This window comes from Bacillus sp. FSL L8-0358 (assembly GCF_038593095.1).
GTDB lineage: Bacteria > Bacillota > Bacilli > Bacillales > Bacillaceae > Bacillus > Bacillus subtilis.
In genome coordinates this window covers 3,482,234-3,508,890 of the sequence record NZ_CP151962.1, presented here as the reverse complement: position 1 = coordinate 3,508,890, position 26,657 = coordinate 3,482,234, and the positions used below count along the sequence as shown (strand labels likewise).

The 26,657-nt window shown below is 44.3% G+C and carries 22 protein-coding genes; 15 read left to right on the top strand and 7 right to left on the bottom strand.

Annotated features, from left to right (window positions below; all coding sequences use genetic code 11):
• The first annotated feature begins 38 nt into the window (after positions 1-38).
• The 6 genes from cccB (at position 39) to minJ (ending at position 5,768) form a co-directional block, all read left to right on the top strand.
• Positions 39-377 carry a cytochrome c551 gene (gene cccB, locus NYE49_RS18050; RefSeq protein ID WP_015483761.1) on the top strand — a complete coding sequence of 113 codons (339 nt, stop codon included), beginning with the start codon at positions 39-41 and terminating at the stop codon, positions 375-377.
• Positions 378-610: 233 nt separating this feature from the next.
• On the top strand, positions 611-1,297 hold the full coding sequence (gene ftsE / locus NYE49_RS18045) for a cell division ATP-binding protein FtsE (protein ID WP_003228039.1): 687 nt from the start codon (positions 611-613) through the stop codon (positions 1,295-1,297).
• The gene (ftsX, locus tag NYE49_RS18040; protein WP_009968247.1) at positions 1,290-2,180 is read left to right on the top strand and encodes a permease-like cell division protein FtsX; all 891 of its coding nucleotides are present in this window, start codon (positions 1,290-1,292) and stop codon (positions 2,178-2,180) included. Before ftsE ends, ftsX begins: the two co-directional genes overlap by 8 nt.
• Positions 2,181-2,319: 139 nt before the next feature.
• The gene (ctpB, locus tag NYE49_RS18035; protein WP_003228041.1) at positions 2,320-3,762 is read left to right on the top strand and encodes a carboxy-terminal processing protease CtpB; all 1,443 of its coding nucleotides are present in this window, start codon (positions 2,320-2,322) and stop codon (positions 3,760-3,762) included.
• Between the two features lie 383 nt (positions 3,763-4,145).
• The gene (swrA, locus tag NYE49_RS18030) at positions 4,146-4,499 is read left to right on the top strand and encodes a swarming motility protein SwrAA (RefSeq protein ID WP_015251121.1); all 354 of its coding nucleotides are present in this window, start codon (positions 4,146-4,148) and stop codon (positions 4,497-4,499) included.
• 78 nt (positions 4,500-4,577) lie between these two features.
• Positions 4,578-5,768, top strand: coding sequence for a cell division topological determinant MinJ (minJ, locus tag NYE49_RS18025; protein ID WP_047183267.1), 1,191 nt, complete (start codon positions 4,578-4,580; stop codon positions 5,766-5,768).
• 47 nt (positions 5,769-5,815) lie between these two features.
• Here minJ and NYE49_RS18020 read toward each other — a convergent pair whose 3' ends face one another.
• The 3 genes from NYE49_RS18020 to NYE49_RS18010 form a co-directional block, all read right to left on the bottom strand.
• On the bottom strand, positions 5,816-7,150 hold the full coding sequence (locus NYE49_RS18020; RefSeq protein WP_015384772.1) for an MFS transporter: 1,335 nt from the start codon (positions 7,148-7,150) through the stop codon (positions 5,816-5,818).
• 30 nt (positions 7,151-7,180) lie between these two features.
• Complete coding sequence (locus NYE49_RS18015; protein WP_047183266.1) at positions 7,181-7,750, bottom strand: TetR/AcrR family transcriptional regulator; 570 nt, start codon at positions 7,748-7,750, stop codon at positions 7,181-7,183.
• Between the two features lie 75 nt (positions 7,751-7,825).
• Positions 7,826-10,321, bottom strand: a complete 2,496-nt coding sequence (locus NYE49_RS18010; RefSeq protein WP_015483760.1) for a PEP/pyruvate-binding domain-containing protein — start codon at positions 10,319-10,321, stop codon at positions 7,826-7,828.
• A gap of 438 nt (positions 10,322-10,759) precedes the next feature.
• Here NYE49_RS18010 and NYE49_RS18005 point away from each other — a divergent pair, with 438 nt between their 5' ends.
• The 4 genes from NYE49_RS18005 to hag all read left to right on the top strand — a co-directional run bounded on the left by NYE49_RS18005 (position 10,760) and on the right by hag (position 17,201).
• Positions 10,760-10,990 carry a CsbA family protein gene (locus NYE49_RS18005; RefSeq protein ID WP_003228053.1) on the top strand — a complete coding sequence of 77 codons (231 nt, stop codon included), beginning with the start codon at positions 10,760-10,762 and terminating at the stop codon, positions 10,988-10,990.
• 185 nt (positions 10,991-11,175) lie between these two features.
• The gene (uvrB, locus tag NYE49_RS18000) at positions 11,176-13,161 is read left to right on the top strand and encodes an excinuclease ABC subunit UvrB (RefSeq protein WP_047183265.1); all 1,986 of its coding nucleotides are present in this window, start codon (positions 11,176-11,178) and stop codon (positions 13,159-13,161) included.
• 7 nt (positions 13,162-13,168) lie between these two features.
• Positions 13,169-16,042, top strand: coding sequence for an excinuclease ABC subunit UvrA (gene uvrA, locus NYE49_RS17995; protein ID WP_014478114.1), 2,874 nt, complete (start codon positions 13,169-13,171; stop codon positions 16,040-16,042).
• A gap of 337 nt (positions 16,043-16,379) precedes the next feature.
• On the top strand, positions 16,380-17,201 hold the full coding sequence (gene hag, locus NYE49_RS17990; RefSeq protein WP_046340271.1) for a flagellin Hag: 822 nt from the start codon (positions 16,380-16,382) through the stop codon (positions 17,199-17,201).
• Positions 17,202-17,399: 198 nt separating this feature from the next.
• On the opposite strand, the gene NYE49_RS17985 is transcribed toward hag, so the two are convergent.
• The gene (locus NYE49_RS17985) at positions 17,400-17,630 is read right to left on the bottom strand and encodes a hypothetical protein (protein ID WP_003235419.1); all 231 of its coding nucleotides are present in this window, start codon (positions 17,628-17,630) and stop codon (positions 17,400-17,402) included.
• 217 nt (positions 17,631-17,847) lie between these two features.
• On the opposite strand from NYE49_RS17985, the gene yvlA reads away from it, so the two are divergent.
• The 5 genes from yvlA (at position 17,848) to NYE49_RS17960 (ending at position 23,928) form a co-directional block, all read left to right on the top strand.
• Positions 17,848-18,174 carry a protein YvlA gene (gene yvlA / locus NYE49_RS17980; protein WP_003244375.1) on the top strand — a complete coding sequence of 109 codons (327 nt, stop codon included), beginning with the start codon at positions 17,848-17,850 and terminating at the stop codon, positions 18,172-18,174.
• Between the two features lie 24 nt (positions 18,175-18,198).
• Entirely contained in the window at positions 18,199-19,296 is a 1,098-nt protein-coding gene (locus NYE49_RS17975) for a DUF4097 domain-containing protein (protein ID WP_014478112.1), read from the top strand.
• Between the two features lie 4 nt (positions 19,297-19,300).
• The gene (locus NYE49_RS17970; protein WP_015384763.1) at positions 19,301-19,498 is read left to right on the top strand and encodes a PspC domain-containing protein; all 198 of its coding nucleotides are present in this window, start codon (positions 19,301-19,303) and stop codon (positions 19,496-19,498) included.
• Position 19,499: 1 nt separating this feature from the next.
• Positions 19,500-19,859: a phage holin family protein gene (locus NYE49_RS17965; protein ID WP_003228066.1), complete on the top strand. Its 360-nt coding sequence runs from the start codon at positions 19,500-19,502 to the stop codon at positions 19,857-19,859.
• Between the two features lie 199 nt (positions 19,860-20,058).
• Positions 20,059-23,928 (top strand): metallophosphoesterase, encoded by a 3,870-nt coding sequence (locus tag NYE49_RS17960; RefSeq protein WP_047183264.1) that lies wholly within the window; start codon positions 20,059-20,061, stop codon positions 23,926-23,928.
• A gap of 19 nt (positions 23,929-23,947) precedes the next feature.
• Here NYE49_RS17960 and nagR read toward each other — a convergent pair whose 3' ends face one another.
• Genes nagR through nagA form a run of 3 tightly spaced genes read right to left on the bottom strand, consistent with a single transcriptional unit; the run spans position 23,948 to position 26,612 of the window.
• Positions 23,948-24,679, bottom strand: coding sequence for an N-acetylglucosamine utilization transcriptional regulator NagR (nagR, locus tag NYE49_RS17955; RefSeq protein ID WP_015384761.1), 732 nt, complete (start codon positions 24,677-24,679; stop codon positions 23,948-23,950).
• Between the two features lie 17 nt (positions 24,680-24,696).
• A complete protein-coding gene (gene nagB / locus NYE49_RS17950) occupies positions 24,697-25,425 on the bottom strand; it encodes a glucosamine-6-phosphate deaminase (protein ID WP_015483755.1) in 729 nt (242 codons plus the stop codon).
• Positions 25,422-26,612 carry an N-acetylglucosamine-6-phosphate deacetylase gene (gene nagA, locus NYE49_RS17945; protein WP_047183263.1) on the bottom strand — a complete coding sequence of 397 codons (1,191 nt, stop codon included), beginning with the start codon at positions 26,610-26,612 and terminating at the stop codon, positions 25,422-25,424. The genes nagB and nagA overlap by 4 nt, the downstream gene beginning before the upstream one ends.
• Positions 26,613-26,657: the final 45 nt, after the last annotated feature.

The following is a 26,657-nucleotide window of genomic DNA, read 5'->3' as shown; positions in this document are numbered from 1 at the left end:
AATATGGAAGAGATCGTAAAGGAGTTGTGCTTCTCAACATGAAATCAAAGTTATCGATACTAATGCTTGGATTTGCGCTTTCTGTTCTGTTGGCTGCCTGCGGATCAAACGATGCAAAAGAAGAGAAGACAGACACCGGCAGCAAGACGGAAGCCACTGCATCTGAAGGAGAAGAATTATATCAGCAAAGCTGCGTAGGCTGCCACGGCAAGGATTTAGAAGGTGTGTCAGGGCCTAATCTCCAAGAGGTCGGAGGCAAATACGATGAACACAAAATTGAAGGCATTATTAAAAACGGCCGCGGCAATATGCCAAAGGGGCTTGTAGATGATAACGAAGCCGCTGTTATTGCCAAATGGCTGTCAGAAAAAAAGTAAGATAAAAACATCCTTGCTGAGTGCCGGCAAGGATGTTTTTATGCTTTGACAATATGAATGAAAAGAAACTGTAATAGTATTATGTCTAAATTTGACGTATAATGAAGTGTATTGAAAAAGGGAACTTTCAGATTTTTCATCTTTTTACAAATGAATGGGTCATAAATTGTCGAATGCATTCGAAGAGTATGACCGTGTGATAGATAAAATGATATAAAAGATTAGGTGATTTCATGATAGAGATGAAGGAAGTATATAAAGCCTATCCGAACGGCGTAAAAGCGCTCAATGGGATTTCTGTTACCATCCATCCCGGCGAGTTTGTGTATGTTGTTGGTCCGAGCGGAGCGGGTAAATCTACTTTTATTAAAATGATTTACAGAGAAGAAAAACCGACAAAAGGACAAATTTTAATCAATCATAAAGATCTCGCGACAATTAAAGAAAAAGAGATTCCTTTCGTGCGCCGCAAAATAGGCGTTGTCTTTCAGGATTTCAAGCTTCTTCCGAAACTTACTGTTTTTGAAAATGTGGCATTTGCCCTTGAAGTGATTGGAGAACAGCCGTCTGTCATTAAGAAACGGGTGCTTGAAGTGCTTGATCTCGTGCAGCTGAAGCATAAAGCGCGACAATTTCCTGACCAGCTTTCAGGCGGGGAGCAGCAGCGTGTATCTATTGCCAGATCAATTGTGAACAACCCTGATGTTGTCATTGCTGATGAACCGACAGGAAACCTTGATCCGGATACGTCCTGGGAAGTCATGAAGACGCTGGAGGAAATTAACAACCGCGGGACAACAGTCGTGATGGCGACACATAATAAAGAAATCGTAAACACCATGAAGAAACGTGTCATTGCAATCGAAGATGGTATCATTGTGCGTGATGAGTCAAGAGGGGAGTATGGTTCATATGATTAAAATTCTCGGGCGCCACTTGCGTGAGAGTTTTAAATCTCTCGGTAGAAACACATGGATGACATTTGCGTCCATTAGTGCTGTAACCGTTACGCTGATTTTAGTCGGCGTGTTTTTAGTGATTATGCTGAATTTGAATAACATGGCCACGAATGCAGAAAAGCAAGTCGAAATCAAAGTGTTGATTGATCTGACTGCAGATCAGAAGGCACAGGACAAGCTTCAGAACGATATTAAGGAACTGAAGGGTATTCAGAGTGTCACTTTTTCATCTAAAGAAAAAGAGCTTGACCAGCTGGTTGACAGTTTTGGTGACAGCGGAAAATCCCTGACAATGAAGGATCAGGAAAACCCGCTTAATGATGCGTTTGTCGTCAAAACGACAGATCCGCATGATACGCCGAACGTGGCGAAAAAGATCGAAAAAATGGATCATGTTTATAAAGTCACTTATGGAAAAGAAGAGGTCAGTCGTTTGTTTAAAGTGGTCGGCGTTTCCCGCAACATTGGAATCGCGTTAATTATCGGCCTGGTATTTACGGCGATGTTCTTAATTTCCAACACCATTAAAATTACAATTTTCGCAAGAAGAAAAGAAATTGAAATCATGAAGCTTGTCGGCGCGACAAACTGGTTTATCCGCTGGCCGTTTTTCCTTGAAGGATTGCTGCTAGGCGTTTTCGGTTCTGTGATTCCGATTGCACTGGTGCTGAGCACTTACCAGTACGTCATCGGATGGGTCGTTCCAAAGGTTCAAGGATCATTTGTCTCTCTTCTTCCTTATAATCCATTTGTATTCCAAGTTTCGCTAGTGCTGATTGCAATCGGCGCAGTAATTGGAGTATGGGGAAGTCTGACTTCCATCCGCAAGTTTCTGCGAGTATAAAGTGAAAAAGCCGTTCCGCTTTCGGGACGGCTTTTCATTTGCCTTCTTTTTCTTCTATGATTACATGAAATCTCCATCCTTTACATATACTATCTCTAGGTTTTGGTAAAGACAGTCTGGCATACAGGAGGAGTAAAGGATGAATCAAAAAATAATGGCTGTGATAGCAGCAGGGAGCATGCTGTTCGGAGGCGCCGGTGTATATGCGGGAATCAACCTGCTTGAGATGGATAAGCCCCAGACTGCAGCAGTTCCCGCGACGGCCCAAGCTGACTCTGAACGGGATAAAGCTATGGACAAAATCGAAAAAGCGTATGAGTTAATTTCGAATGAGTACGTAGAAAAAGTAGATAGAGAAAAGCTGCTCGAGGGAGCCATCCAGGGAATGCTGTCTACGCTAAATGATCCTTATTCTGTTTACATGGACAAGCAGACAGCTAAGCAATTTTCTGATTCTCTTGATTCCTCATTTGAAGGCATCGGGGCTGAGGTTGGCATGGAAGACGGCAAAATTATTATTGTTTCCCCATTCAAGAAATCGCCAGCGGAAAAAGCCGGGTTGAAGCCTAATGATGAAATTATCAGCATCAATGGAGAATCGATGGCAGGCAAGGATTTAAACCACGCTGTGTTAAAAATAAGAGGAAAAAAAGGGTCCAGCGTTTCAATGAAGATTCAGCGGCCTGGAACGAAGAAGCAGCTGTCATTCCGGATCAAGAGAGCTGAGATTCCGCTCGAAACGGTTTTTGCATCAGAGAAAAAAGTACAGGGGCATTCTGTCGGATATATTGCCATCTCTACTTTTTCTGAGCACACCGCAGAGGATTTTGCAAAAGCGCTAAGGGAGCTTGAGAAAAAAGAAATAGAAGGACTTGTCATTGATGTACGCGGCAATCCGGGCGGATATCTTCAAAGTGTGGAAGAAATTCTTAAGCATTTCGTTACAAAGGACCAGCCGTATATTCAGATTGCTGAACGCAATGGAGATAAAAAACGTTATTTTTCAACATTGACCCATAAAAAAGCGTACCCTGTCAATGTGATTACGGATAAAGGAAGTGCCTCTGCATCAGAAATTCTTGCCGGCGCATTAAAGGAAGCTGGCCATTATGATGTTGTAGGCGATACGTCTTTTGGAAAGGGAACGGTTCAACAGGCTGTGCCAATGGGGGACGGCAGCAACATCAAATTAACGCTTTACAAGTGGCTGACGCCAAATGGAAACTGGATTCATAAGAAAGGAATTGAACCGACCATTGCGATTAAGCAGCCCGATTATTTTTCCGCCGGGCCCTTACAGCTGAAAGAGCCGCTTAAAGTGGACATGAACAATGAAGACGTCAAGCATGCGCAGGTATTGTTAAAAGGTCTCAGCTTTGATCCGGGACGTGAGGATGGCTATTTCAGCAAAGACATGAAAAAAGCGGTTATGGCTTTTCAGGATCAAAACAAGCTGAATAAAACCGGTGTGATCGACACTCGCACTGCAGAGACATTAAATCAGCAGATAGAAAAGAAAAAGTCAGATGAAAAAAATGATTTGCAGCTTCAAACAGCATTGAAATCATTATTTGTCAATTAAAGGAGATGGTATCCCATCTCCTGTTTCTTTGTGCTTAAAGAGATTATGGATCATAAGTCACATAAAAAATGAGTTTTTGACAAGAAATTAAAAAAATTTTCACAAATAAACATTTATAAAGGACTGTTATTACCCGATATCAATATATGAGAGAGACTTTCTAACGAGTTAATATGCATTTAAAATGAAACTTTTGCAAGTTGCCTAGTCTTTGTTTACTTCATACAATATAAGAAGGTTCTAAAAAGAACAGTAATCAGGTTAATGGCAGCTGAACGACAGGTATTTAAAGAGTAACGTTAGCGAGAATGCTTGTTAGCACTCCAGTACTGCTGCTTATACTGGCCCGTGCTTATCTGTATAAAGAAAATGGGGGTTCACAATTGAAGAGGGCAAGTATTGTGCGTGAAAAAAAATATTATGAATTAGTGGAACAATTAAAAGACAGAACACAAGACGTAACATTTTCAGCTACAAAAGCACTAAGTCTTCTTATGCTGTTCAGCAGATATTTGGTCAATTACACCAATGTCGAATCAGTAAATGACATTAATGAGGAATGCGCCAAACATTATTTTAACTACTTAATGAAAAACCATAAGCGATTAGGAATTAATCTGACAGATATAAAAAGGTCGATGCATCTAATCAGCGGGTTATTGGATGTGGATGTCAACCACTATTTAAAGGATTTTTCACTATCGAATGTCACGCTGTGGATGACGCAAGAGAGATAAACTCTCCTGAGGATATCCAAGCCATTTAATATTTGATAGAATATGAGTAACATGTTTGGCTTGAGGCGGTGAGAGATAGTGTCTGTTCAATGGGGAATTGAACTGTTAAAAAGCGCGGGCTTGTTCTTCTTACACCCGCTTTTCTGGTTTTTTATCATCATAACCCTGGCTTTCGGCTATGTAAGAATCAAACGGGAACGAAAAACCTTTCATACAAGAATAGCAGATATTTATGATGATCTGAAATTTACATATACAAAGGGACTGATTCCAGGTCTTCTTTTGTCAGTTATTTTAGGTGGACTCGGAATATCGATTCCTCTCGGTTTACTTGCGATTATTGCCGTTATCACTGCAGCGGCAGCGTTCACTCTTCGCGCAAACTGGATGTCTGCTGCATATATCGTCAGTGTGAGTATGCTGATAGGTTTTGGACTGCAAATATATCAGGCGGAGCCCTTTCTAGAGAGATTTCCGCAAGGATTTGCAGTTGTTTGGCCGGCTGTGGCTGTGTTTCTAGGTTTGCTGATTATCACTGAAGGAGCGGTTGCTTATCGTTCTGCGCATGTGAGAACATCACCGGCACTTGTCGTAAGCAGCCGCGGTTTGCCGATCGGACAGCAGCTGGCAAACCGGGTTTGGCTTTTGCCGCTGTTCCTTCTCGTGCCCGGTAATGGTTTAGAATCGCACCTTAGCTGGTGGCCCGTGTTTACTGTTCCCGGCTCATTCCATTTTCTATGGATTCCTTACTTTGTCGGATTTGGACAAAGGGTACAGGGATCGCTGCCTGAAACGAGTATAAGGATCACAGCGAAACGCGTTTGTATTCTCGGTCTTGCTGTCGCAGTTCTCGGTGCAGCGAGCTTACTGTGGACGCCGCTTGCGGGTGCAGCGGTCTGTACTGCTTTGTTAGGGCGTATTTTTCTGTCCATAAAGCAAAGAGTGAATGATAACGCGGCTCCGTTTTATTTCTCGAAAAGGGATCAGGGCTTAATGGTGCTTGGGATTATCCCCAATACGCCGGCTGAGGATCTGGAATTGAAAATCGGGGAAATCATAACGAAAGTCAATGGCATACCGGTCAAGAACGTTTCTGATTTCTATGAAGCGCTTCAGCATAACCGTGCATATGTGAAGCTTGAAATTATCGGTTTGAATGGAGAAATTCGTTTTGACCAGCGAGCTTCTTATGAAGGAGAACATCATGAATTGGGCATCCTCTTCGTAAAGGATGACCGTGAAGACGAAGCAGCCGCTTCCGGATCATAAAAGGCAGCCCGGCACCGCAGGAAGATGCGATGCCGGGCTGTTTTGTGTTACGCTGAGTTTTTTTCTATCCGTGCCGTTTCATCAGATTTGATGCCCAATGAAACAAAAACGCCGATGATGGATACAGCAAAGAGAATCATAAATAGGATGTGATATCCCGAAATCAGGCCAATTAAGGCTGATGAAATGATGCTTCCGAAATAACGGAAGGTCGAGAAAATCCCGGATGCCACTCCTGACATACCGGGGTCTACTGTGGCAAGGGATGAAACCTGCATGCTGGTCAGACCGACTCCGGAAGCGAGCCCGCCAAGGATAAGAGAGAGCATGAGGAACAAGACAGAATGCGAGCTGCTTAACAGAAAAAATAATAGATTCGCACCAGCCATCATGGCAAATGAAAGAAAAATGATTTTTTTTGCTCCCCATTTGTGATGGAGCTGCGCGCCCACCCAGTTGCTGGCTGACATGAAGATCGAAAATACAGAAAGCGCCATCCCGCTGTTAGACGTATTAAGCCCAAATTGGCTCGTCATAAATAACGGCATAATCAATAAGACGGCATACATCATCAAATTGCTTAACAAGACTGATAGATTCGCATTTGTAAAGGTTGAGCTTTTAAACAGTTCAAAGTCAATGATGGGGTGCTGGGTACGTTTTTCTCTTCTGAAAAAAAGCGGAACAAAAAGAAGTATCAATACACTGTATACCGCATATCCCCATGGAGCCTCATTTTTCGTCAGCAGGATAATTGAAACGATGCTGCCTGCAAGCAAGAGAGAGCCGATGATATCCAGCGGCGCGTCAGATTTATTTTCTTTATATTGAGGAAACATCGTTAATGCCGTAAATAAAGCAATGGCGAGGAACGGGATGTTGACCCAAAAAATCGAATGCCAGCTGAAGCTGTCAATCAGTATAGAGCCGATAAAAGGCCCGAGTGCTGCACCAAGTCCCGCACCCAGTCCGAAAAATCCAAACACTTTCGGCAGGCGTTTTTCAGAAACAACATGCCGGATAATGGCAATGCTGTTTGGCGTAAGCAATGCCCCGCCGACAGCCTGCAATGCCCGAAAAACAATTAACAGGAGCAGACTCGGTGAAAGGGCGCAGCCTAGAGATGCGATTAGAAAAAGGCCGACTCCCCATAAGTACATTGTTTTATTGCCGTACATGTCACCGAGCTTTCCTGCAATCGGCTGTGTGACTGCCATCACGATTAAATAAACGGTAACCACCCAAGTGATGCTTGCGATGGACTCGTTATACGTATGGGAGATAGATGAGAGCGCGACCGCGATCATCGTTGAATTAATGGGAACCAGAATGGCCCCCAATAATAGCGAGACGATCAGCGCCCATTCTTTTCTTGAGCTCATTGGGATCCTCCTTTTTATTATGCCAAGGAGTTAATCAGCAGAAATTCCTTTGACAAATAGAGCTGTGCTGTGCTCCAGCATTTTTTCCTGGGGCATTGATATGACCCGGTCTCCTAAGTGGAGACGGTGAATGAAATAACCGAAAATAATCGACATGAACACGTCGGCATGCTCCGCTTCATTTCCTGTCTGAATAACCCCTTTCTCACCCATCGTTTTGAGATAATCAACCAATAGCTGTTTCATAAATTGGGGATATTCAGTGACGTGGTTAATGACATCCTGAAACATGGCCGGTTCACGAAAGCTGATTTTAATGATATCTTTTCTATGTTCGAGCTCCTCCAAGAGACAGGTTCCGATATGAAGCAGGTCTTTGTACAAATCCCCTTCTGTTTGTTCCAAAATGCTGCCTCTGTTTGAAGAATGCTGAGAAAGCAAAGCCTCAACTAGTCCTTGTTTGTTTTTAAAGTTCCTGAAAATCGTCGCTTCACTTACATTTGCTTTTTCTGCAATTTCTTTTGTAGTCGTTGCGCGATATCCTTTTTTGACGAGCAGCTGCATGGCAGCGTCAAGGATTCTCTTGTTTGTCGGTCTCAATACGTTTCACCTCACGAATATACTGGCAGGACAAGTATACACCCGCCCCGCTTGTATAAGAAAGAGGGGGACGCATCAGGATCGGCTGACAACTGTGATTTTGCCGCTGCTTCCGTCAACAGTGATGATGTCACCGTCTCGCAGTCTTTCGGTTGCCGTGCGTGTGCCGAGAACGGCTGGAATGCCGTATTCACGGGCAATAATCGCAGCGTGAGACAAAATGCCGCCTGTGTCTGTAATTATTGCTTTGGCGTCTTGAAACAGGCTGGTCCATAGCGGTGTGGTCATCTTGCAAACGAGTACGGCCCCAGGCGCGAATTGAGAAAATTCATTGGCGTCCCGAATGATTTTCACCGGACCTGTCGCAATGCCGCTTGATGCCGCAATGCCAAAAATATGATTCTCTGTGTTTTTTTCATCCTCTATCACAGCGCCGACAATTTCTTCAGCAGCTTTGAGCTGTTCTTTTGTCGGGGTGCCGAGATAGGCCGGGGCTTGGGCTAGCTCATACTCATGAAAAATCTGTCTGCGTTTTTCAGCCTTTTCTTGCAGGGATACAGGGTGAAGAAGCGCTTGTTCCACTTCGTCGTCATATAAGAACCAAAGGTCCTCACGATCTTGAATGACACCGTTTTCCGCCAGCAATTCACCTATCTTCAGCAAAAAGATTCTCGCCTTGGCATCCAGCATGGCGTCAATATAAAAGTGGTGATCATCTTTTATATTTGCAGAGTTCAGTGTCCATTGATAATAGCGGTCAAATTCGGTGCGTAAACCGGGATCTTCTATGTTTTCCAAGAATTCATTGTATAATTTCTCTCGTTTTTCTTTCGTTTTCTGAAATTCATTGTCAAAATGATAGCCATTACGGACATAATTTTGAATATTGGCCAGAGCGAAATACGGATTTTCCACCCAGATTTGTTCAATCAGATCATGACTTTTAACAGATCTCCATCCGTATTCTTGCAAGAATTCATGGACGTTCTTCAGGAAGTGTCTTCCCTCACCTGTTTGTTCCAATTTCTCCTGGAGCTGTTCAGGCTTGTTGTTTTCAAAAATGGCCAAAAGGTTCGGGTTCTCCTGAACTTCCACAGAAAATAACCATAAGCAACGGTCCGTTTCCAGTGATTTGTTCATTTTTCCTGTCAGCATCTCGTAAAAATGAGCGTTTTCGGACTCTCCTTGAATGTCCTGATACATCGCTTGCAGTTTGTTTGTTAAAAGGATTTGCGGGAAAACGATATTGAAGTGCTCTTCATAAGCTGTGAGATAAAAGGCCTTTAGTTTTTGAAAAGCATCCAGTGCGCTTTCTGCGGTATGCTCAGTTTGTGCGAGCTGGTCCAGTGTCCGGTAAAAAGGGAGGTATGTGTGATTGATGATGTCATACATATGCTCCGATAAAATCGGGAAAAGCTCTTTGCCGCAGTCTTCAGAAGGAGGCTGCTGTCCGCCTTGGTTTTTGGAATAAATATGTCCGCGATAAAGTTTTACTTCATCAACAACTACACCAATCGGAAACTTTTGCATGCTCTTCTTCAAGCCATATTCCAATGCCGGCACGATGAAGGATGAAAATAACGGACTCACCGGACCTTCAATATTAGACTCCATGTTAAGCCAGAAATCATTCATATCAGCGTCGGTAATCATGAAGCTGCGTTTTTCTTCTGCCGCCTTTTTGTCCTGATCAATGGTTGTAATCGGACGAGCTTGCAGAAGGTATATTTGATGATCAGCAATTCCAAATTCTATATCGACAGGATATCCGTACAGGTCTTCGGTTTTTTTTGTGATTTCAGCCAATTCAATCACTTGTTCATCTGTAAGGCAAAAACGGCTGCGCATGTCTTCACTCGTTTCTTTTTCAGCAATTCCTTCTGCCGCAGACTCCATGTAGATTTCCTTTGCACCTATTTCTTTCTGAATCTCAAACGAAGATTTATTAACAATGAACGTGTCTGGGGTAACACTTCCTGAAACAACAGCTTCACCCAACCCGTAGCTGGCGCTGATTAAAAGCTCTCTATCATCATGGGTAACAGGGTTGCGGCTGAAGATAACACCTGACATTTCTGAATCGATCAGCCCCTGAACGACTATTCCCATTAACGGCTCTGCGATTTGATTGTTCATTTTTTTCTTATAGCTGCTGACCCGCCCAGAAAAAAATGAGGCCCAGCATTCTTTCACTTTAGCCAGAAACTCTTCCTCTGTTTTGATATTTAAGTAGGTTTCATATTGACCCGCGAATGAGGCGCCTTCTAAATCTTCCGAGGCAGACGAAGAACGCACGGCTACGGATCGATATGATTCTCTAAGCTTATAAAAGGAACTAGTCAGCTCATTTTTCAGCTCATCCGAAAATGTTCCGGAAATGATCCCGCTTTCGACGTTTTCACTAGTCTCTTGAAGCTGGTTGTCCTCCATAAAACGTGCGAGCGCATTCGTTTGAATAATAAACCCGTCCGGAACAGGAAGACCGTGTTTGGTCAATTTAATCAAATTCATTCCTTTTGCTCCAGCCAGCTGGCTGGACTCTTCTGCCTGGCGAAATAAAACAGAATACATATTTGAAACCCCTCTTTCCTTCATTTTGTTTTTCTCTCTAGTTTTTATGACGGAGCCAGTGTTCAAAAATGATAGTGAACACTATCGTTCAATTGTAGGTTTTCAGGAAAATGCTGTCAAACGCAGAAAGTCCTAAATAAAATGAATAGTTAAGTTAGTTAGATTATCATGAAAAATGCGGCCGTACTGGTACTGTATGCCTATTTTCTTTTATTCTCGGAATCTGGCGGCGGACTTGATGATGTAATAAAAAAAGTGCCGCTGATTAGAACAGCGGCACCATGGAATAAGTTTTGACCGGTACCAAAATGCAAATATGGTGATTGATTTTGGCTGAAAAGGGGTATGGTGTAGTAGAGGGAGCGAATGCACGATTGTCCGATTCTTCATTTTTTACTATAATCAGATCAGATGAAGAATCCCTGAGGAGGGTTTTTGTTGATTACAAAAGCCGTTTTTGCATTGTTTTTCCCTTTTATGCTTGTTGTTCTATTTACTAGAGTCACCTTTAATCATTATGTGGCGATCGCTTTAACAGCTGCATTGCTGTTTGCCTCTTATTTAAAAGGCTATACAGAAACGTATTTTATTGTAGGATTGGATGTTGTGTCTCTTGTGGCTGGCGGACTGTATATGGCCAAAAAAGCTGCAGAGAAAAAAGAAGAATAAATCGGACATAATGAATATAAAGACTGAATACCTGCTTTTACGTTTTAAAAGCAGGTTTTTTATACACAAAAACAGCTGGAAATAAAAAACCACCGAACTTTAGTTCGTATTTTTAGTGATTTTGCTTTCCATTGTGTTACTATATCTATAGGAAGATTTCGTTAAAGAAACGGAGGCTTATTTTTGTGAAAGATCGCTTTGAGTTAGTCTCGAAATATCAGCCCCAGGGAGATCAGCCGAAAGCCATTGAAAAGCTTGTGAAAGGAATTCAGGAGGGCAAGAAGCATCAGACTCTGCTGGGTGCGACAGGAACTGGGAAAACATTTACGGTGTCTAATTTGATTAAAGAAGTCAATAAGCCGACTCTCGTGATTGCCCATAACAAAACCCTTGCTGGACAGCTTTACAGTGAGTTCAAGGAATTTTTTCCGAACAATGCTGTCGAGTATTTTGTCAGCTACTATGATTATTATCAGCCGGAGGCGTATGTGCCTCAAACGGATACATTTATAGAGAAAGACGCTAGTATTAATGATGAAATTGATAAACTGAGACACTCCGCCACATCAGCTTTGTTTGAGCGCAGAGATGTCATTATTATTGCGAGTGTGTCTTGTATATACGGCCTCGGTTCGCCTGAGGAATACCGGGAAATGGTTGTGTCACTGCGGACTGAAATGGAAATTGAGCGCAACGAGCTGCTCAGAAAACTTGTAGACATCCAATATGCCCGCAACGATATCGACTTTCAGCGCGGTACATTTCGTGTGCGCGGGGATGTAGTGGAAATTTTTCCGGCATCCCGTGATGAGCATTGTGTCAGAGTTGAATTTTTCGGTGACGAAATTGAACGGATTCGGGAAGTGGATGCGCTGACAGGAGAAATTCTCGGCGACCGAGATCATGTTGCGATTTTCCCGGCATCCCACTTCGTAACGCGGGCCGAGAAAATGGAGAAGGCGATTCAAAATATCGAGAAAGAGCTTGAGGAGCAGCTGAAGGTCATGCACGAAAACGGCAAGCTGCTTGAAGCGCAGCGTTTAGAGCAGCGGACAAGATATGATCTTGAAATGATGCGTGAAATGGGGTTCTGCTCCGGCATCGAGAACTATTCAAGACATTTGACTCTGCGGCCTCCAGGTTCAACGCCGTATACGCTTCTTGATTATTTCCCAGACGATTTTATGATCGTGGTGGATGAGTCGCATGTGACAATTCCTCAGGTGCGCGGCATGTTTAACGGAGACCAGGCGCGGAAACAGGTGCTCGTGGATCACGGCTTTCGGCTTCCATCAGCGCTTGATAACCGTCCGCTTCGTTTTGAGGAATTTGAAAAGCATATGCACAATATCGTGTATGTATCAGCAACACCAGGGCCGTACGAGATTGAACATACAGATGAAATGGTCGAACAGATCATTCGTCCGACGGGGCTTCTTGACCCGCTTATTGACGTACGTCCAATCGAAGGCCAGATTGACGACTTGATCGGCGAAATTCAAACAAGAATCGAGCGGAATGAACGGGTGCTTGTGACAACTTTGACGAAGAAGATGTCAGAGGATCTGACCGATTATTTAAAGGAAATCGGCATTAAAGTAAACTATCTGCATTCTGAGATCAAAACGCTTGAACGGATTGAAATTATCCGCGACCTTCGCCTTGGCAAGTACGATGTGCTTGTCGGCATCAACCTGCTGAGGGAAGGTTTGGACATTCCCGAAGTATCCCTTGTTGCGATTTTGGATGCGGATAAGGAAGGTTTCCTTCGTTCGGAGCGTTCGCTGATCCAGACCATTGGACGGGCAGCGAGAAATGCGGAAGGCCGCGTCATTATGTACGCCGATAAAATAACAAAGTCTATGGAAATTGCGATTAATGAAACAAAACGCCGCCGCGAGCAGCAGGAGCGGTTTAACGAAGAGCACGGCATTACGCCGAAAACAATAAATAAAGAAATTCGCGATGTCATTCGTGCCACAGTAGCAGCTGAGGATAAAGCGGAATACAAAACAAAAGCCGCGCCGAAGCTGTCGAAAATGACGAAGAAAGAACGCCAGAAAGTCGTTGAACAGATGGAGCATGAAATGAAGGAAGCCGCCAAGGCGCTTGACTTTGAAAGAGCCGCGGAGCTTCGCGATTTACTTTTAGAGCTAAAAGCGGAAGGATGATGAACAAATGGCTATGGATCGGATAGAGGTGAAGGGAGCCAGGGCGCATAACCTGAAAAATATAGATGTAACGATTCCGAGAGATCAGCTTGTCGTTGTCACGGGTTTGTCCGGATCAGGTAAATCCTCCCTTGCCTTTGACACGATATATGCTGAAGGACAGAGACGGTATGTCGAGTCGCTGTCTGCTTATGCCCGCCAGTTTTTAGGGCAAATGGATAAGCCTGATGTGGATGCAATTGAGGGGCTCTCTCCCGCCATCAGCATTGATCAGAAAACAACGAGCCGCAATCCGAGGTCTACTGTCGGTACGGTAACTGAGATTTATGATTATCTGCGTCTTTTATATGCGAGAGTAGGGAAGCCTCATTGTCCGGAGCACGGAATTGAGATTACATCCCAGACCATCGAGCAAATGGTGGACAGAATTCTGGAATACCCGGAACGGACGAAGCTTCAGGTGCTGGCGCCGATTGTCTCAGGCCGAAAAGGCGCTCATGTCAAAGTGCTTGAACAGATTAGAAAACAAGGCTATGTCAGAGTCAGAATTGACGGCGAGATGGCTGAGCTTTCCGACGATATCGAATTAGAAAAGAACAAGAAGCATTCTATTGAGGTAGTCATTGACCGGATTGTCGTGAAAGAAGGCGTGGCAGCCCGGCTGTCAGATTCATTGGAAACGGCGCTCCGTTTAGGGGAAGGACGGGTTATGATCGATGTCATCGGTGAGGAAGAGCTGATGTTCAGCGAGCATCATGCCTGTCCGCACTGCGGATTTTCAATTGGTGAGCTTGAGCCGCGTCTGTTTTCGTTTAACAGTCCGTTCGGGGCGTGTCCGACGTGTGACGGTCTCGGAATGAAGCTTGAAGTGGATGCCGATCTTGTCATCCCCAATCAAGATTTGTCATTGAAGGAGAATGCGGTTGCCCCTTGGACACCGATCAGCTCACAATATTATCCTCAGCTGCTTGAGGCAGTCTGCACCCACTACGGGATTGATATGGATGTGCCGGTCAAAGATTTGCCGAAGCATCAACTGGATAAAGTGCTGTACGGCAGCGGAGATGACCTGATTTATTTCCGATATGAAAATGATTTTGGACAAATCCGCGAAGGTGAAATTCAATTTGAAGGCGTATTGCGCAACATTGAAAGACGCTATAAGGAGACAGGCTCCGATTTCATCCGTGAGCAAATGGAGCAGTATATGTCTCAGAAATCTTGTCCGACGTGCAAAGGCTATCGGTTAAAGAAAGAGGCGCTTGCCGTACTGATTGACGGCCGCCACATTGGAAAAATTACCGAGCTGTCTGTCGCCGACGCACTTGCCTTCTTTAAAGATCTCACCCTTTCTGAGAAGGATATGCAGATCGCCAATTTGATTTTGCGCGAAATTGTGGAGCGCTTAAGCTTTCTGGACAAAGTCGGCCTCGATTACCTGACATTGAGCAGGGCAGCGGGTACATTGTCCGGGGGAGAGGCGCAGCGCATCAGGCTGGCGACTCAAATTGGCTCGCGTTTATCCGGTGTGCTTTATATTTTAGATGAGCCGTCTATCGGTCTGCATCAGCGTGATAACGACCGCTTGATCAGCGCTCTGAAAAATATGAGAGACCTCGGGAACACGCTGATTGTTGTCGAACATGATGAGGACACGATGATGGCAGCAGATTATTTAATAGACATTGGACCGGGAGCCGGCATTCATGGCGGACAGGTGACATCTGCGGGTACGCCGGAAGAAGTGATGGAAGATCCAAACTCATTAACGGGCAGCTATTTATCAGGGAAAAAGTTTATCCCATTGCCTCCTGAAAGAAGAAAGCCGGACGGACGTTACATTGAAATTAAAGGTGCTTCAGAAAACAACCTGAAAAAAGTGAATGCCAAGTTCCCGCTTGGGACGTTTACAGCAGTTACAGGTGTTTCCGGTTCAGGAAAGAGTACACTCGTTAATGAAATTTTGCATAAGGCGCTGGCGCAAAAGCTTCATAAAGCGAAAGCGAAGCCCGGCAGCCATAAAGAGATTAAAGGTTTGGATCATTTAGACAAAGTCATTGACATTGACCAGGCGCCAATCGGAAGAACGCCGAGATCCAACCCTGCGACATACACCGGTGTATTTGATGACATTCGTGATGTATTCGCGCAGACAAATGAAGCGAAGGTCCGCGGCTATAAAAAAGGCCGTTTCAGCTTCAACGTGAAGGGCGGACGATGTGAAGCCTGCCGCGGAGACGGGATTATTAAAATAGAAATGCACTTCCTTCCTGACGTATACGTTCCATGCGAGGTGTGTCACGGCAAACGTTATAACCGTGAAACGCTTGAAGTGACGTACAAAGGAAAAAGCATCTCTGATGTGCTTGATATGACGGTTGAAGATGCTCTTTCTTTCTTTGAAAATATCCCGAAAATCAAACGTAAGCTCCAAACCCTTTATGATGTTGGTTTAGGTTATATTACGCTCGGCCAGCCGGCGACGACCTTGTCAGGCGGAGAAGCGCAGCGCGTGAAGCTCGCATCAGAGCTGCACAAACGCTCGACCGGACGCACGCTCTACATTTTAGATGAGCCGACGACAGGTTTGCATGTCGACGATATCGCCAGGCTTCTTGTCGTGCTGCAACGGTTGGTAGACAACGGAGACACTGTACTGGTTATTGAGCATAACCTTGATATCATTAAGACGGCCGATTACATTGTGGATTTGGGCCCGGAAGGCGGAGCCGGGGGCGGAACCATTGTCGCGTCAGGAACGCCTGAGGAAATCACTGAAGTGGAAGAATCATATACAGGCCGTTATTTGAAGCCTGTTATCGAACGTGACAAAACACGCATGAAATCGCTCTTGAAAGCGAAAGAAACAGCTACATCTTAAAACCCTCTGTTAAGAGGGGACAGCTTGTCAGCAAGTCCATCCTTGGACTTAGCAGGCAAGCTTTTTCTTTACGGCATAATAGGTTTAGAATCGTCTTTGGGTAAAATTTCTTTGGGAAAACGCCTAAACATTTACAAATTGCTGTCGATATATGAATTGAAAGGCGGATGAAGATTTCCAAATTAAGCAGACAAACCCTATTAAGGGGCTTAAAGGCATCCTTAAGCAATAACTGAATCTACATAGGTTAGAAGCTTTATTGGAGTCTGATACGCCAGAAATCAAGAAAAGGAAGTCTTTGATTTCAAAAACATATACACATGGAGGTATTTTTCACATGAGAATCAACCACAATATTGCAGCGCTTAACACACTAAACCGTTTGTCTTCAAACAACAGTGCGAGCTCAAAAAACATGGAGAAACTTTCTTCTGGTCTTCGCATCAACCGTGCGGGAGATGACGCAGCGGGTCTTGCGATTTCTGAAAAAATGAGAGGACAAATCAGAGGTCTTGAAATGGCTTCTAAAAACTCTCAAGACGGAATTTCTCTTATTCAAACAGCTGAGGGTGCATTGACTGAAACCCATGCAATCCTTCAACGTATGCGTGAACTTACTGTTCAAGCAGGAAACACAGGGACACAGCAAACTGAAGATTTAACTGCAATTAAAGATGAAATGGATGCTTTAACTGAAGAGATCGATGGAATTTCTCAACGTACTGAATTTAACGGAAAAAAACTTTTAGACGGTAGTGAAACAGCAGGATTTACATTCCAAATTGGTGCAAATGCTGGCCAAAATATTAATGTTACAATTGGTAACATGGATGCAACAACTTTAGGAGTAAAAGGTATCGATGTTTCAGCAGATGATTTTAGTTTTGACACTGAGATTGTTAAAATCGATAGTGCAATTACAAGTGTTTCAAACCAACGTGCTAAACTTGGTGCGGTACAAAACCGTCTAGAGCACACAATCAATAACTTAAGCGCTTCTGGTGAAAACCTGACTGCTGCTGAGTCTCGTATTCGTGACGTTGACATGGCGAAAGAAATGAGCGATTTCACAAAGAACAACATTCTTTCTCAAGCTTCTCAAGCGATGCTTGCTCAAGCAAACCAACAGCCGCAAAACGTGCTTCAATTGTTACGTTAATTTTGAACGGCTATCTCTTTCTGTTAGTTACAGCTTGCCGACAGAGTCCATTAACTGGATGTGCCGGCAGGCTTTTTTTGTTACAATCATTTTGTGACAGCCAGGGAATCACTTGTTTTTTCAAAACAAAAAAGGCAAGATATTGTCATCTAACCTTTAACTTTGTTTCAGTTATAATGAATGATATGTTTTCCGCAATTACAAAGTCTTCTTATACAGCTGCTTACTTACACTCATTAAATCTTGAACAATATGCGTGTTGCTGCTGTCGAGCAGCACTTTTATATATTGGATATCGTGAGAGATCGGGAAGGGTCCGTGAATCTGCTCAAGCTCGGCGATCATTTCACGATTCATTCTTTTTTGTTCATGAATCAGCTTTAACACTGATTCTTGTGTTACTGTATAGTCACTGGGATCTTTCTCCATTGCTTGTCCAGCCTCCTTGGTTGCCGTAAGCTTTTTACATATTGTAATCGGTATAGCCGGAAGATTCTACTTCTAAAACTTTTTAAAATCCAATTTCCGTAAATCGGAGCATGTCTAAAGAATGAATTTGAAACCTGAAGAGATTTTAAACGTATAAATAAGTAAAACGTCCCTGATCTTTTGTCATGGACAATCTACAATAGGAGTGTGGAATGAATTGAACCGTAATCAAGCTATTATTGCATCACTTTGTTATTTCAGTGTGTTCATTGCGCCAATCATTGTGCCGATTGTCGCTTATTTTGTTGTAAATGAGAAAGAAACAAAACGCCATGCGATACGCTCTCTTATTTCTCACATTGTTCCGTTTGTCGGCTGGCTGTTCCTTTTTATTGCTTTACTTGGCGGAGCCGTTGCGATTGATGGAGACAGCTTGCTTCCTGTATTTGTAATCATCGGGGGAGCGGTTATTTATTTCTTAGTTGTCATTGGCATTATCATTTGGAATGTGATTCAGGGCATTAAGGTCCTGCGTGCAGCATAAGTAGACAATGGGGAGGAGATCGTAATGAAGCAAGAAAAGGAACGAATCCTTAAGCTTGTTGAGGAAGGAAAGCTTACAGCACAAGAAGCTTTGACACTGATTGAAAAGCTTGACAGTGACTACAAGGAAAAAGAAGAGAAAATCACAGCGCTCTCAGTTCACGTTCATGACGAGGAAGAGCCATTTACAACGGCAAAAAAAGAAAGCGGCAAGCCGTCTTTAGGAGCCAAGCTGTTTGACTGGATTGATTCTGCTGTGAAAAAGGTCAAGGAAGTTGACCTTGATTTAAACTTTGGCCATGCGTATGATGTTCAGCACATTTTTCAATTTAAAGATACTGACTTTTCCAGTGTTGAGCTGCAAATTGCCAATGGCAGCGTGAATATCGTCCCTTGGGAAGATGACGATATCAGGGCGGAATGCCAGGCGAAGGTATATCGCGCTGACAGCCAGGATGCGGCGAGACACGCATTTCTTCAGCATATTGAATGTGAAATCAAAGGTAATAAATTTTTTATCCGTACTGAGAAAAAGACGATGAAAACGAATGTCACTTTGTATATTCCTCAGAAGGAGTATGATAAGATTCGAGTGAAGCTGTTTAACGGTCCGGTCAGAGGGGAACATTTACATGTAAAAGAGTTCTCAGCGAAAACGACAAACGGCGTGTTGTCGTTCTCGCACTTAACAGCCGAAAAAGCCATAGCTGAAACGGCCAACGGGCAAATTAAGCTCGCCAGCCACAGCTGCGGAACGATAGAAGCGGAAACCATTAACGGATTGATCGATCTCCGAGGGAAAAGCGAATCCATTGACGTTCAGAGCTTTAACGGAAATATTGCGATTAACGTAACAGAATCAGACTGCCGCTCCATTTATGCAAAAACAACGACTGGAAGTGTGGAGCTTGCGATTCCGGACGATCTCGCAGTGAAGGCAGAGCTGAAAAGCAATCTTGGTTCGCTGTCCCATGAATTAATGGATGTTGAGATGCTGAAGGAAAAAAATGATACCATTCAAAAAGAAATGATGTTCACTTCAAATCAGGCACATGATCAAAACATCACCGTCTTCTCAGAATCACTAACAGGCGCCATCAAACTAAAGTACTCACAGAGGTGATCGAATGAATAAGCTTTATCGCTCAGAAAAAAATAAGAAAATCGCCGGTGTTATCGGAGGTCTCGCGGAATATTTCAATTGGGACGCATCACTCCTCAGAGTCATAACTGTCATCTTAGCCATTATGACAAGTGTCTTCCCGGTTTTGCTCATTTATATCATTTGGATTTTTATCGTCCCGTCAGAAAGGGATATGAAATGACATGGTAAAATGGGCAGTCAGCATTTTAGTCAATGCATTGTTATTAATCGTCATTGATGGATATATTGACTCCATCCATATCAGCAGCATTGGGGCAGCGATTATCGCCAGCCTCATTTTATCGATCTTAAACGTGCTGATTAAACCGCTTTTAATTATCTTTACACTGCCGGTCACCATGGTGACGCTTGGACTCTTCTTGTTTGTGATTAACGCCATCACGCTTATGATGACCGCGTCCATTATGGGTGACAGTTTTCAAATCGACGGCTTCGGCACAGCGATATGGGCATCCGTTATCCTGTCGGTCTTCCATTTGCTGATTCAAAAAGGCATTTTAGAGCCGCTTAGAAAAAAATAAAAAAAGCTGCCCGCAAAGGCAGCTTTTTTACATGTTCTGGAGCCTCCTTAAAAAATTGTGAAGTGAAGTGTTCGCTTTTTGTCAGCAGTCCCGCGTATATGTCGTATACCATCTGCTTTGTCAGATTGGATATTGTTTAAAAATGAACTCATAAGCTTCCCTGTTCAGACGCAAAATACATGAAAAGGGAGGTGCTTTGATGAGGAAATACACGGTTATTGCTTCTATATTACTGTCTTTTCTTTCCGTTTTGTCTGGCGGCCATCATGATTCGAAAGCTTTTCCTGTTGTACAGCAGGAACTATTTCAAACGCCTCATTACATACCCTTGCTTGAAAATCCTCCTCAAATTGATGTGAAAGCTGAAATGAGAAACAATCTAATGATTGAGGCTCAAGTTCGCGATAATTCGTATCAAGCATTTTCCGCCTTTCTTTTTTATAAACAAAGTAATGAGCTGGGCTACAAAATGGTGCCGATGGACCCGACCCCCGGAGCGGTCCGCAAGTTTTTGGCACAAATTCCGAAACGTTTGATTTGGAACAGCGAGCTTGAGTATTACATTGTGATGTCGAATGGGAAGCAGCGGGTGAAGTCGGAGACGAAGAAACTGAAGCTTGAAGGATACCAGGCTGACCTTGCCCATATTCCGGAGCTTCTGATCACAGAGCTGGCGGTTGATACGAAGAACATAGGACGCGCAGACGGTTATGAATTTATTGAGATTTTTAATACGACTGACAGAACGATTGATTTTAAAGACTACCATATCCGTTACCGCTACCCAAAAGAAGGGCCTGACTCCGATCTGATTTGGAGGCCTGATGAAAGGATCTTGATACCATCCGGCGAAACGTTTGTCGTCTGGCTGAAGCCTGCCGGGCATCCAGAATTGACGTCAGAGGATTTCAATCGTTATTATCAGACACAACTAAAAGAAGGAAAAAATCTCGCGGTGATAGACGAGACAGAGGGTATGGCCAATACGAGGCCGCGGGCCGTTGTGATATCAACGAATACAGGAAAGGACATTTCGGTTGCGCATTATCGGAAACATGCGCTGCGCCGGCTGTCATCAGTGCTTTATAAGTATCCGCTGAACGGAACCGCAGAACTTCTGAACATTTCAATCGGGGAAAAGAATCCGTCTCCTGGAACCGTATTACAGGCACAGGTGCCCGAGCAGAAACGGAAAATCAAGCTCGATAAAGAAAAGCCGGTCATTGAGGATTTGACTGACCGCAAGCCTGTCCGCCCTGCTGAAAGCATTGAGCTGCGGGCTGACATACGGGACCGAAGTCTAGTGAAAACAGCGGCCTTTTACTACCGGACGGATGAGAACAAACCGTTTAAGCGAATTCTTGCTGAAAAAGACCGCAACGATAATCTCTACCATTATATTGTGTATTCGCCTGAATTGATCGGGAAGGATCAGCTAGAGTATTATGTGGCGGCCGGGGACGGGATCAATGAAGCGAGAACGCCGGTCAAAATGATTGATATTAAACAAACAAGCAAGTCGCACGGTCTGCGGATGAATATTGAAAACAGAGACACGCTGTCGGGAACTCAATTTCTCAAAGCCACGACAGAAGGGCGAGCTGACCGCATTAAGCTATGGATTGACGGGAAAAAACAAGTGACAGAGCCCGCGATGGAAAAAGAAGTATATTTTGCATTCGATACGAGGAAAACGAACCTTTATTTTAAAAACGCGGTAACGATGGAAGGCAAAGTGCTGAAGGTGTTCGATGATACAACAAATAAATACCGCACCTATTCTGTTCCATTGCCAGAGACACTGCTTCGGAAAGGGAAGCAGCTGCAGCGTATTACAATACGATCGGGTTCGAAGGTGTCTCCGTTTGATACGGCTGAAAACCGTGATGACTTCTTAGTCAAAAACGCCCGATTGGTGTTATCGGATGGAACGGTGATCAGGGATCAGAGGGTGTCCCCTGAGAAGGAACTTTTTATTGGCGATAATCAGCGCTCGAATAAAAGCTGGCAATTCCAGTTCAATCTGCCTGACGGACTGTTTACATCACAGCTGCTGGAGTGGGATACATCAAAGCTTTCTGAAGGCGCTCACCATATTCAAGCAAGCGACGGCAAGGAAAATGTCAGCCTGGTTGTACGGGTAGATAATTCAGGACCTCACATTGAGCCGAATATCACCGAGGGGCAAACGTATAAAGGAAACCTTATCCTGCAGGCGGATATGTATGATAAATGGAGCAAAATTGAGGAAGCGGAAGCGTCTTTAGATGGAGAAAGTATTACACTCCCATATCATACGTCATCTTCTGACCTTTTGCCGGGAAAACATTCTCTAAAAGTGACAGCAACGGATCTCGCGGGCAATAAAACAGTGATTGAGAGGATATTTAAAACCGAACGAGAGCATCCGGACCAGCCGGAGGTTATAGACAGCGAAGCCGACACGCATAAGGCCAAGCTTTCTGTACGGGTGAAAGATCCGACGAATGATGCCATGGATGTTGGTTTTTATAGGGGATTTCAATATACAGCGCGCAATCATGTGAAAATATTTAAGCACGCGTCACTGACTGAACCGCCGAAAAGCTTTGTGCCGGAAAGGGAGACCCCATTTACGAATAAAGAATTGGAGCGGGTATCAGCTGTTGATGGAAAAACAGTATCGACAGAAAACAAAGAGCTTTTCCCTTATCATCGCTTTGAAGTGACGGTTGATCCATCAATTGATGAGAATGATCTGGCTGAAGCAGTCTGGAAGGGCAGTTCTTTGCCGGGGAGAAAGGTGACGATGTATGCTTGGAATTATCGGACAAACGAATGGCAGCCAGTTGACAGCTTCGTCGCGAAGGATGACAAACCGTTTACGCTGAAAGCGTCTGTGATTGCCGCCGATTTTGTACGGGAGTCGAAAATGAATGTGATTGTACAGGATGAAATTCCCCCTGCGAAGGATATGTACACATTTGTCTGGATGTCTGATACACAGTATTACGCCGAAAGCTATCCGCATATTTTTGATAAACAGACCGAATGGATAAAAGATAATCAAAAGCAGCTCAATATCAAATATGTGTTCCACACGGGTGATATTGTAGATGATTCCGCTGATATCAGACAGTGGAAAAACGCTGATCGGTCAATGTCCGTTCTGGATAAGAGCGGAATTCCTTACGGCGTGCTGGCCGGCAACCACGATGTCGGGCATAAGGACGGCTCCTACAGGGCGTTTGGCAAATATTTTGGCAGCGATCGTTTTGATAAAAAATTGCATTATGGCGGTTCCTATAAAAACAACCGCGGACATTATGACCTGATTTCTAGCAACGGCAATGATTATATCATGCTGTACATGGGATGGGGCATTACGGATGAAGACATCACGTGGATGAATCAGGTGTTGAAGAAACACCCTGACCGGATGGCAATTTTAGCTTTTCATGAGTATTTGCTGGTCAGCGGAAACAGAAGCCCAATCGGAGAGAAAATATTCAAAGAAATCGTAAAGCCGAACCCGAATGTCGTGATGGTGTTGAGCGGGCATTATCATAGTGCGATGAGAAAAACAGATGAGCTGGATGATGATGGTGATGGGAAACCGGATCGTCTTGTGCATCAAATGCTGGCCGATTATCAGGGCGGGCCAGAAGGCGGTCAAGGGTATTTGCGTTTGCTTCAATTTGACCAGGCCAATGACATGGTGCACGTATCGACGTATTCTCCGTATGTAAAGGATAAGAATTACTATGATACGGATACCTATGGCAACAAGGATGAATTTTCCCTTTCGCTTGATTTGAAGCCAAGAATCAAAAAGGTGGAAACGGATTATTTTGAATGTAACGTATATACCAATGAAGAGCTCGGAAAACGGGAGCAAGTGAAGAGCGGGGATACAGCTGAATTCCGCTGGGATCATCTTGAACCGCAGTCTGTTTATTATTGGTACATTATAGTGGAAGACAGTTTTAACGGCAAAACGAAATCACCGATCTGGAAGTTCAAGACGAAAAAAGAAACATATCGTCCGGCACCAGACCAGTTTGATTTTCGCCATGTCTCCAATCCTTAAAAAGGGTTGGAGGCTTTTTTTATGAAAGACGATCCATATAGTGGACAAATGTATAACGGTCGCCTCTGTATACGGATTTTGCATGCTCAAAAGCAGTTCCGTTCTGCAGATATGTTGTTCGTTTGATTAATAGGACCGGCGCTCCCTTTTGAATACCAAGAATGTTCGCTTCTTCCGTGGTGGCAGCGCTTGGCTCAAGCTCCTGTTTTGCACGGGAAATCGGTATGCTGTTGTACCTTTCAATATGATCATAGATCGACGACTGAAAATGCGATTCGTTTAATTCACCCGCAAGCTCAAACGGAATATGTGAGGACTCAATCGCCATTGGAATATCATTTGCCAGCCGCACCCGAGTGATTTTATGGATAGAGGAGGGGTGCCCGCAGCCTAATATAGCCGCGAGCTCCTCAGTTGAATCAATAAGCTGATAATCAATGAGCCTGCTGCCCGGTGTCATCCCGCGGCTTTTCATATCCTCGGTAAAGCTTGTCAGCCCTTGAAGTGCTTGTTCCATTTTTGGCTTGCTGACAAAGGTGCCCCGCCCTTTCAGGCGATAGAGCAAGCCTTCATTAACTAAATTAGAAAGCGCCTGGCGAACTGTCATCCGGCTGATCCCGAATTGTTCGGCATATTCGCGCTCCGAAGGAAGAGGCATATCCGGCTGCAGCTCTCCGCTCTTAATTTGTTTTTTTAATTGCTCCATAATCTGATAATAAATTGGAATAGGCGATTGTTTATTGATATTCATAAGTCAGCATGTTCCTTTCAAGGTCTTAATGACGCGGCTTCACGATCAATCAAAACCGTAACATCGGAATGCAGGTGCAAAGCAGATGCGGGAAAATCTTCGCTTATGTTTCCTTCTAACAGCTTACGAACAGCTTCCGCTTTGCTTTTTCCAGAAATAAGCAGCAGAATGCGCTTGCTTGAGAGTATCGTTTGAATTCCCATTGTGAGCGCTTTTTTCGGCACGCTGTCTATGGAAGGAAAATATCTGGCATTCGCTTGGCGGGTTTGCTCATTTAATGTCACAACATGAGTTCGCGACTTGAAAGACGTTCCCGGTTCGTTAAAGCCGATGTGTCCGTTTCGGCCGATGCCGAGAACCTGAATGTCAGTGCCGCCGAGGGACTCGACTAGCTGTTCATACCGTCTGCATTCGGCTTCCAAATCGTCTGCATTTCCATTCGGAATAAAATGCCGGCTAGGCTTGCTATCGATATGCTGAAATAAACGGTCATTCATATAGAAGTGATAGCTGTTCGGGTCATCGCTTGAAAGTCCGGCGTACTCATCCAAATTAACTGTAGTGACGTTTTGAAATGAGAGATTCTCAGTTTGGTGCAGGCGGATCAGCTCGCGATACGTGCCTTCCGGTGTGCCGCCCGTCGCTAACCCGAGAACGGCATCAGGTTTTTCTTTGATTGTATCTGCCGTTATTCTGGCTGCTTTTTGGCTTAGCTCTTCATATGTTTGACATTCCATTACTTTCATATCTGGTCAGCCTCCTTGGATATAAATGCAATGTTTCCGCGGCAAATGGTGAGAATCACCTCGCAATCACTGCTGACAATCACCAAATCTGCATCTTTTCCCACAGTCACACTGCCTTTTCGGTCAAAGATGCCCAGCTGTTTGGCCGCGTTTGCAGAAGTTATATTAGCTATATCCGTCCAAGAGCAATTTGTAAACTCACGCATATGCCGTGCGCCTTCGTTCATTTTGAGGATCGAACCGGCAAGGGTTCCGTCTGAAAGAAGAGCTGTTCGTCCTCTTACCGTCACACTTTGGCCGCCGAACTCATATACGCCGTCTTTCAGGCCTTTTGCCCTCATGGAATCGGTAATTAAAATGAGCTTGCTGCTGCCTTTCGCCAAAAAAGCAAGCTTTGCAGCTAAAGGATGGGAGTGAATGCCATCGGCGATAAGCTCTGTCACAAACCCATCATGGGCCAGCGCCGTTCCGATCACTCCGGGCTCTCGGTGATGAAACGGGCTCATCGCGTTGTACAGATGAGTCATATGGCTCGCCCCTGCTTTTGCGGCATCCGACAGCAATGCGGAATCGGCATCCGTGTGCCCCATGGACGCGATAATCGATTCGTCTTTCAAATGGCGGATCAGTTCAAAATGCTGATCCTCCTCCGGCGCAAGTGTAACAATTTTGATCAGTCCGCCCGCCTCCTGCTGCCACTTTTTGAAAAGCGCAACATCCGAAGGCCTAATCCACTCCTTTGGCTGTGCTCCGGCTCTTTTAGGCGAAACAAAGGGGCCCTCTAAATGAATGCCGAGCAGTTCTGCACCTAATAAAGAGGACTCTTCAGCCGCTTTCCACTCTCTTGCGTTCACCAAAGCTTGAGAAATGTTCCCATGTTCCTGGGTAATCGTTGTGGCTAAAAAGCTCGTCGTGCCTTCTTCGGGAAGTCTTGACGACATGATGTCGAGCGTGGAAAAGCTTGCATCCATCGTATCTGCGCCATAGCCGCCGTGGATATGAATGTCAATCATGCCGGGAAGCAAAACGGAATCCGCAGGTGCTTGAATCTCTTTTGAATATGGCTCCTTGGGCCGTTCTGCTGAAACTGTGCTGATTTTTCCGTCATTGATTCCGACATAGCCGTTTTTAATTACTTCATTTTCTGTCACGATCGCAATGTCTTTGATAAGAAGACTCTCTGCCATAGATGATCCGCCTTTCTGGAATTTGAATACCTTTATTTTACTCTT

What these genes read in the sequence shown, in the direction of transcription:
- ftsE (WP_003228039.1), top strand. Translation starts at nt 611, where the DNA reads ATGATAGAGATGAAGGAAGTATATAAAGCCTATCCGAACGGCGTAAAA.
- nagB (WP_015483755.1), bottom strand. Translation starts at nt 25,425, where the DNA reads ATGAAAGTAATGGAATGTCAAACATATGAAGAGCTAAGCCAAAAAGCA.
- ctpB (WP_003228041.1), top strand. Translation starts at nt 2,320, where the DNA reads ATGAATCAAAAAATAATGGCTGTGATAGCAGCAGGGAGCATGCTGTTC.
- NYE49_RS17985 (WP_003235419.1), bottom strand. Translation starts at nt 17,630, where the DNA reads ATGGAGAAAGATCCCAGTGACTATACAGTAACACAAGAATCAGTGTTA.
- NYE49_RS17965 (WP_003228066.1), top strand. Translation starts at nt 19,500, where the DNA reads ATGGTAAAATGGGCAGTCAGCATTTTAGTCAATGCATTGTTATTAATC.
- nagR (WP_015384761.1), bottom strand. Translation starts at nt 24,679, where the DNA reads ATGAATATCAATAAACAATCGCCTATTCCAATTTATTATCAGATTATG.
- cccB (WP_015483761.1), top strand. Translation starts at nt 39, where the DNA reads ATGAAATCAAAGTTATCGATACTAATGCTTGGATTTGCGCTTTCTGTT.
- NYE49_RS17960 (WP_047183264.1), top strand. Translation starts at nt 20,059, where the DNA reads ATGAGGAAATACACGGTTATTGCTTCTATATTACTGTCTTTTCTTTCC.
- nagA (WP_047183263.1), bottom strand. Translation starts at nt 26,612, where the DNA reads ATGGCAGAGAGTCTTCTTATCAAAGACATTGCGATCGTGACAGAAAAT.
- NYE49_RS17970 (WP_015384763.1), top strand. Translation starts at nt 19,301, where the DNA reads ATGAATAAGCTTTATCGCTCAGAAAAAAATAAGAAAATCGCCGGTGTT.
- NYE49_RS18020 (WP_015384772.1), bottom strand. Translation starts at nt 7,150, where the DNA reads ATGAGCTCAAGAAAAGAATGGGCGCTGATCGTCTCGCTATTATTGGGG.
- uvrA (WP_014478114.1), top strand. Translation starts at nt 13,169, where the DNA reads ATGGCTATGGATCGGATAGAGGTGAAGGGAGCCAGGGCGCATAACCTG.
- NYE49_RS17975 (WP_014478112.1), top strand. Translation starts at nt 18,199, where the DNA reads ATGAAGCAAGAAAAGGAACGAATCCTTAAGCTTGTTGAGGAAGGAAAG.
- NYE49_RS18010 (WP_015483760.1), bottom strand. Translation starts at nt 10,321, where the DNA reads ATGTATTCTGTTTTATTTCGCCAGGCAGAAGAGTCCAGCCAGCTGGCT.
- ftsX (WP_009968247.1), top strand. Translation starts at nt 1,290, where the DNA reads ATGATTAAAATTCTCGGGCGCCACTTGCGTGAGAGTTTTAAATCTCTC.
- hag (WP_046340271.1), top strand. Translation starts at nt 16,380, where the DNA reads ATGAGAATCAACCACAATATTGCAGCGCTTAACACACTAAACCGTTTG.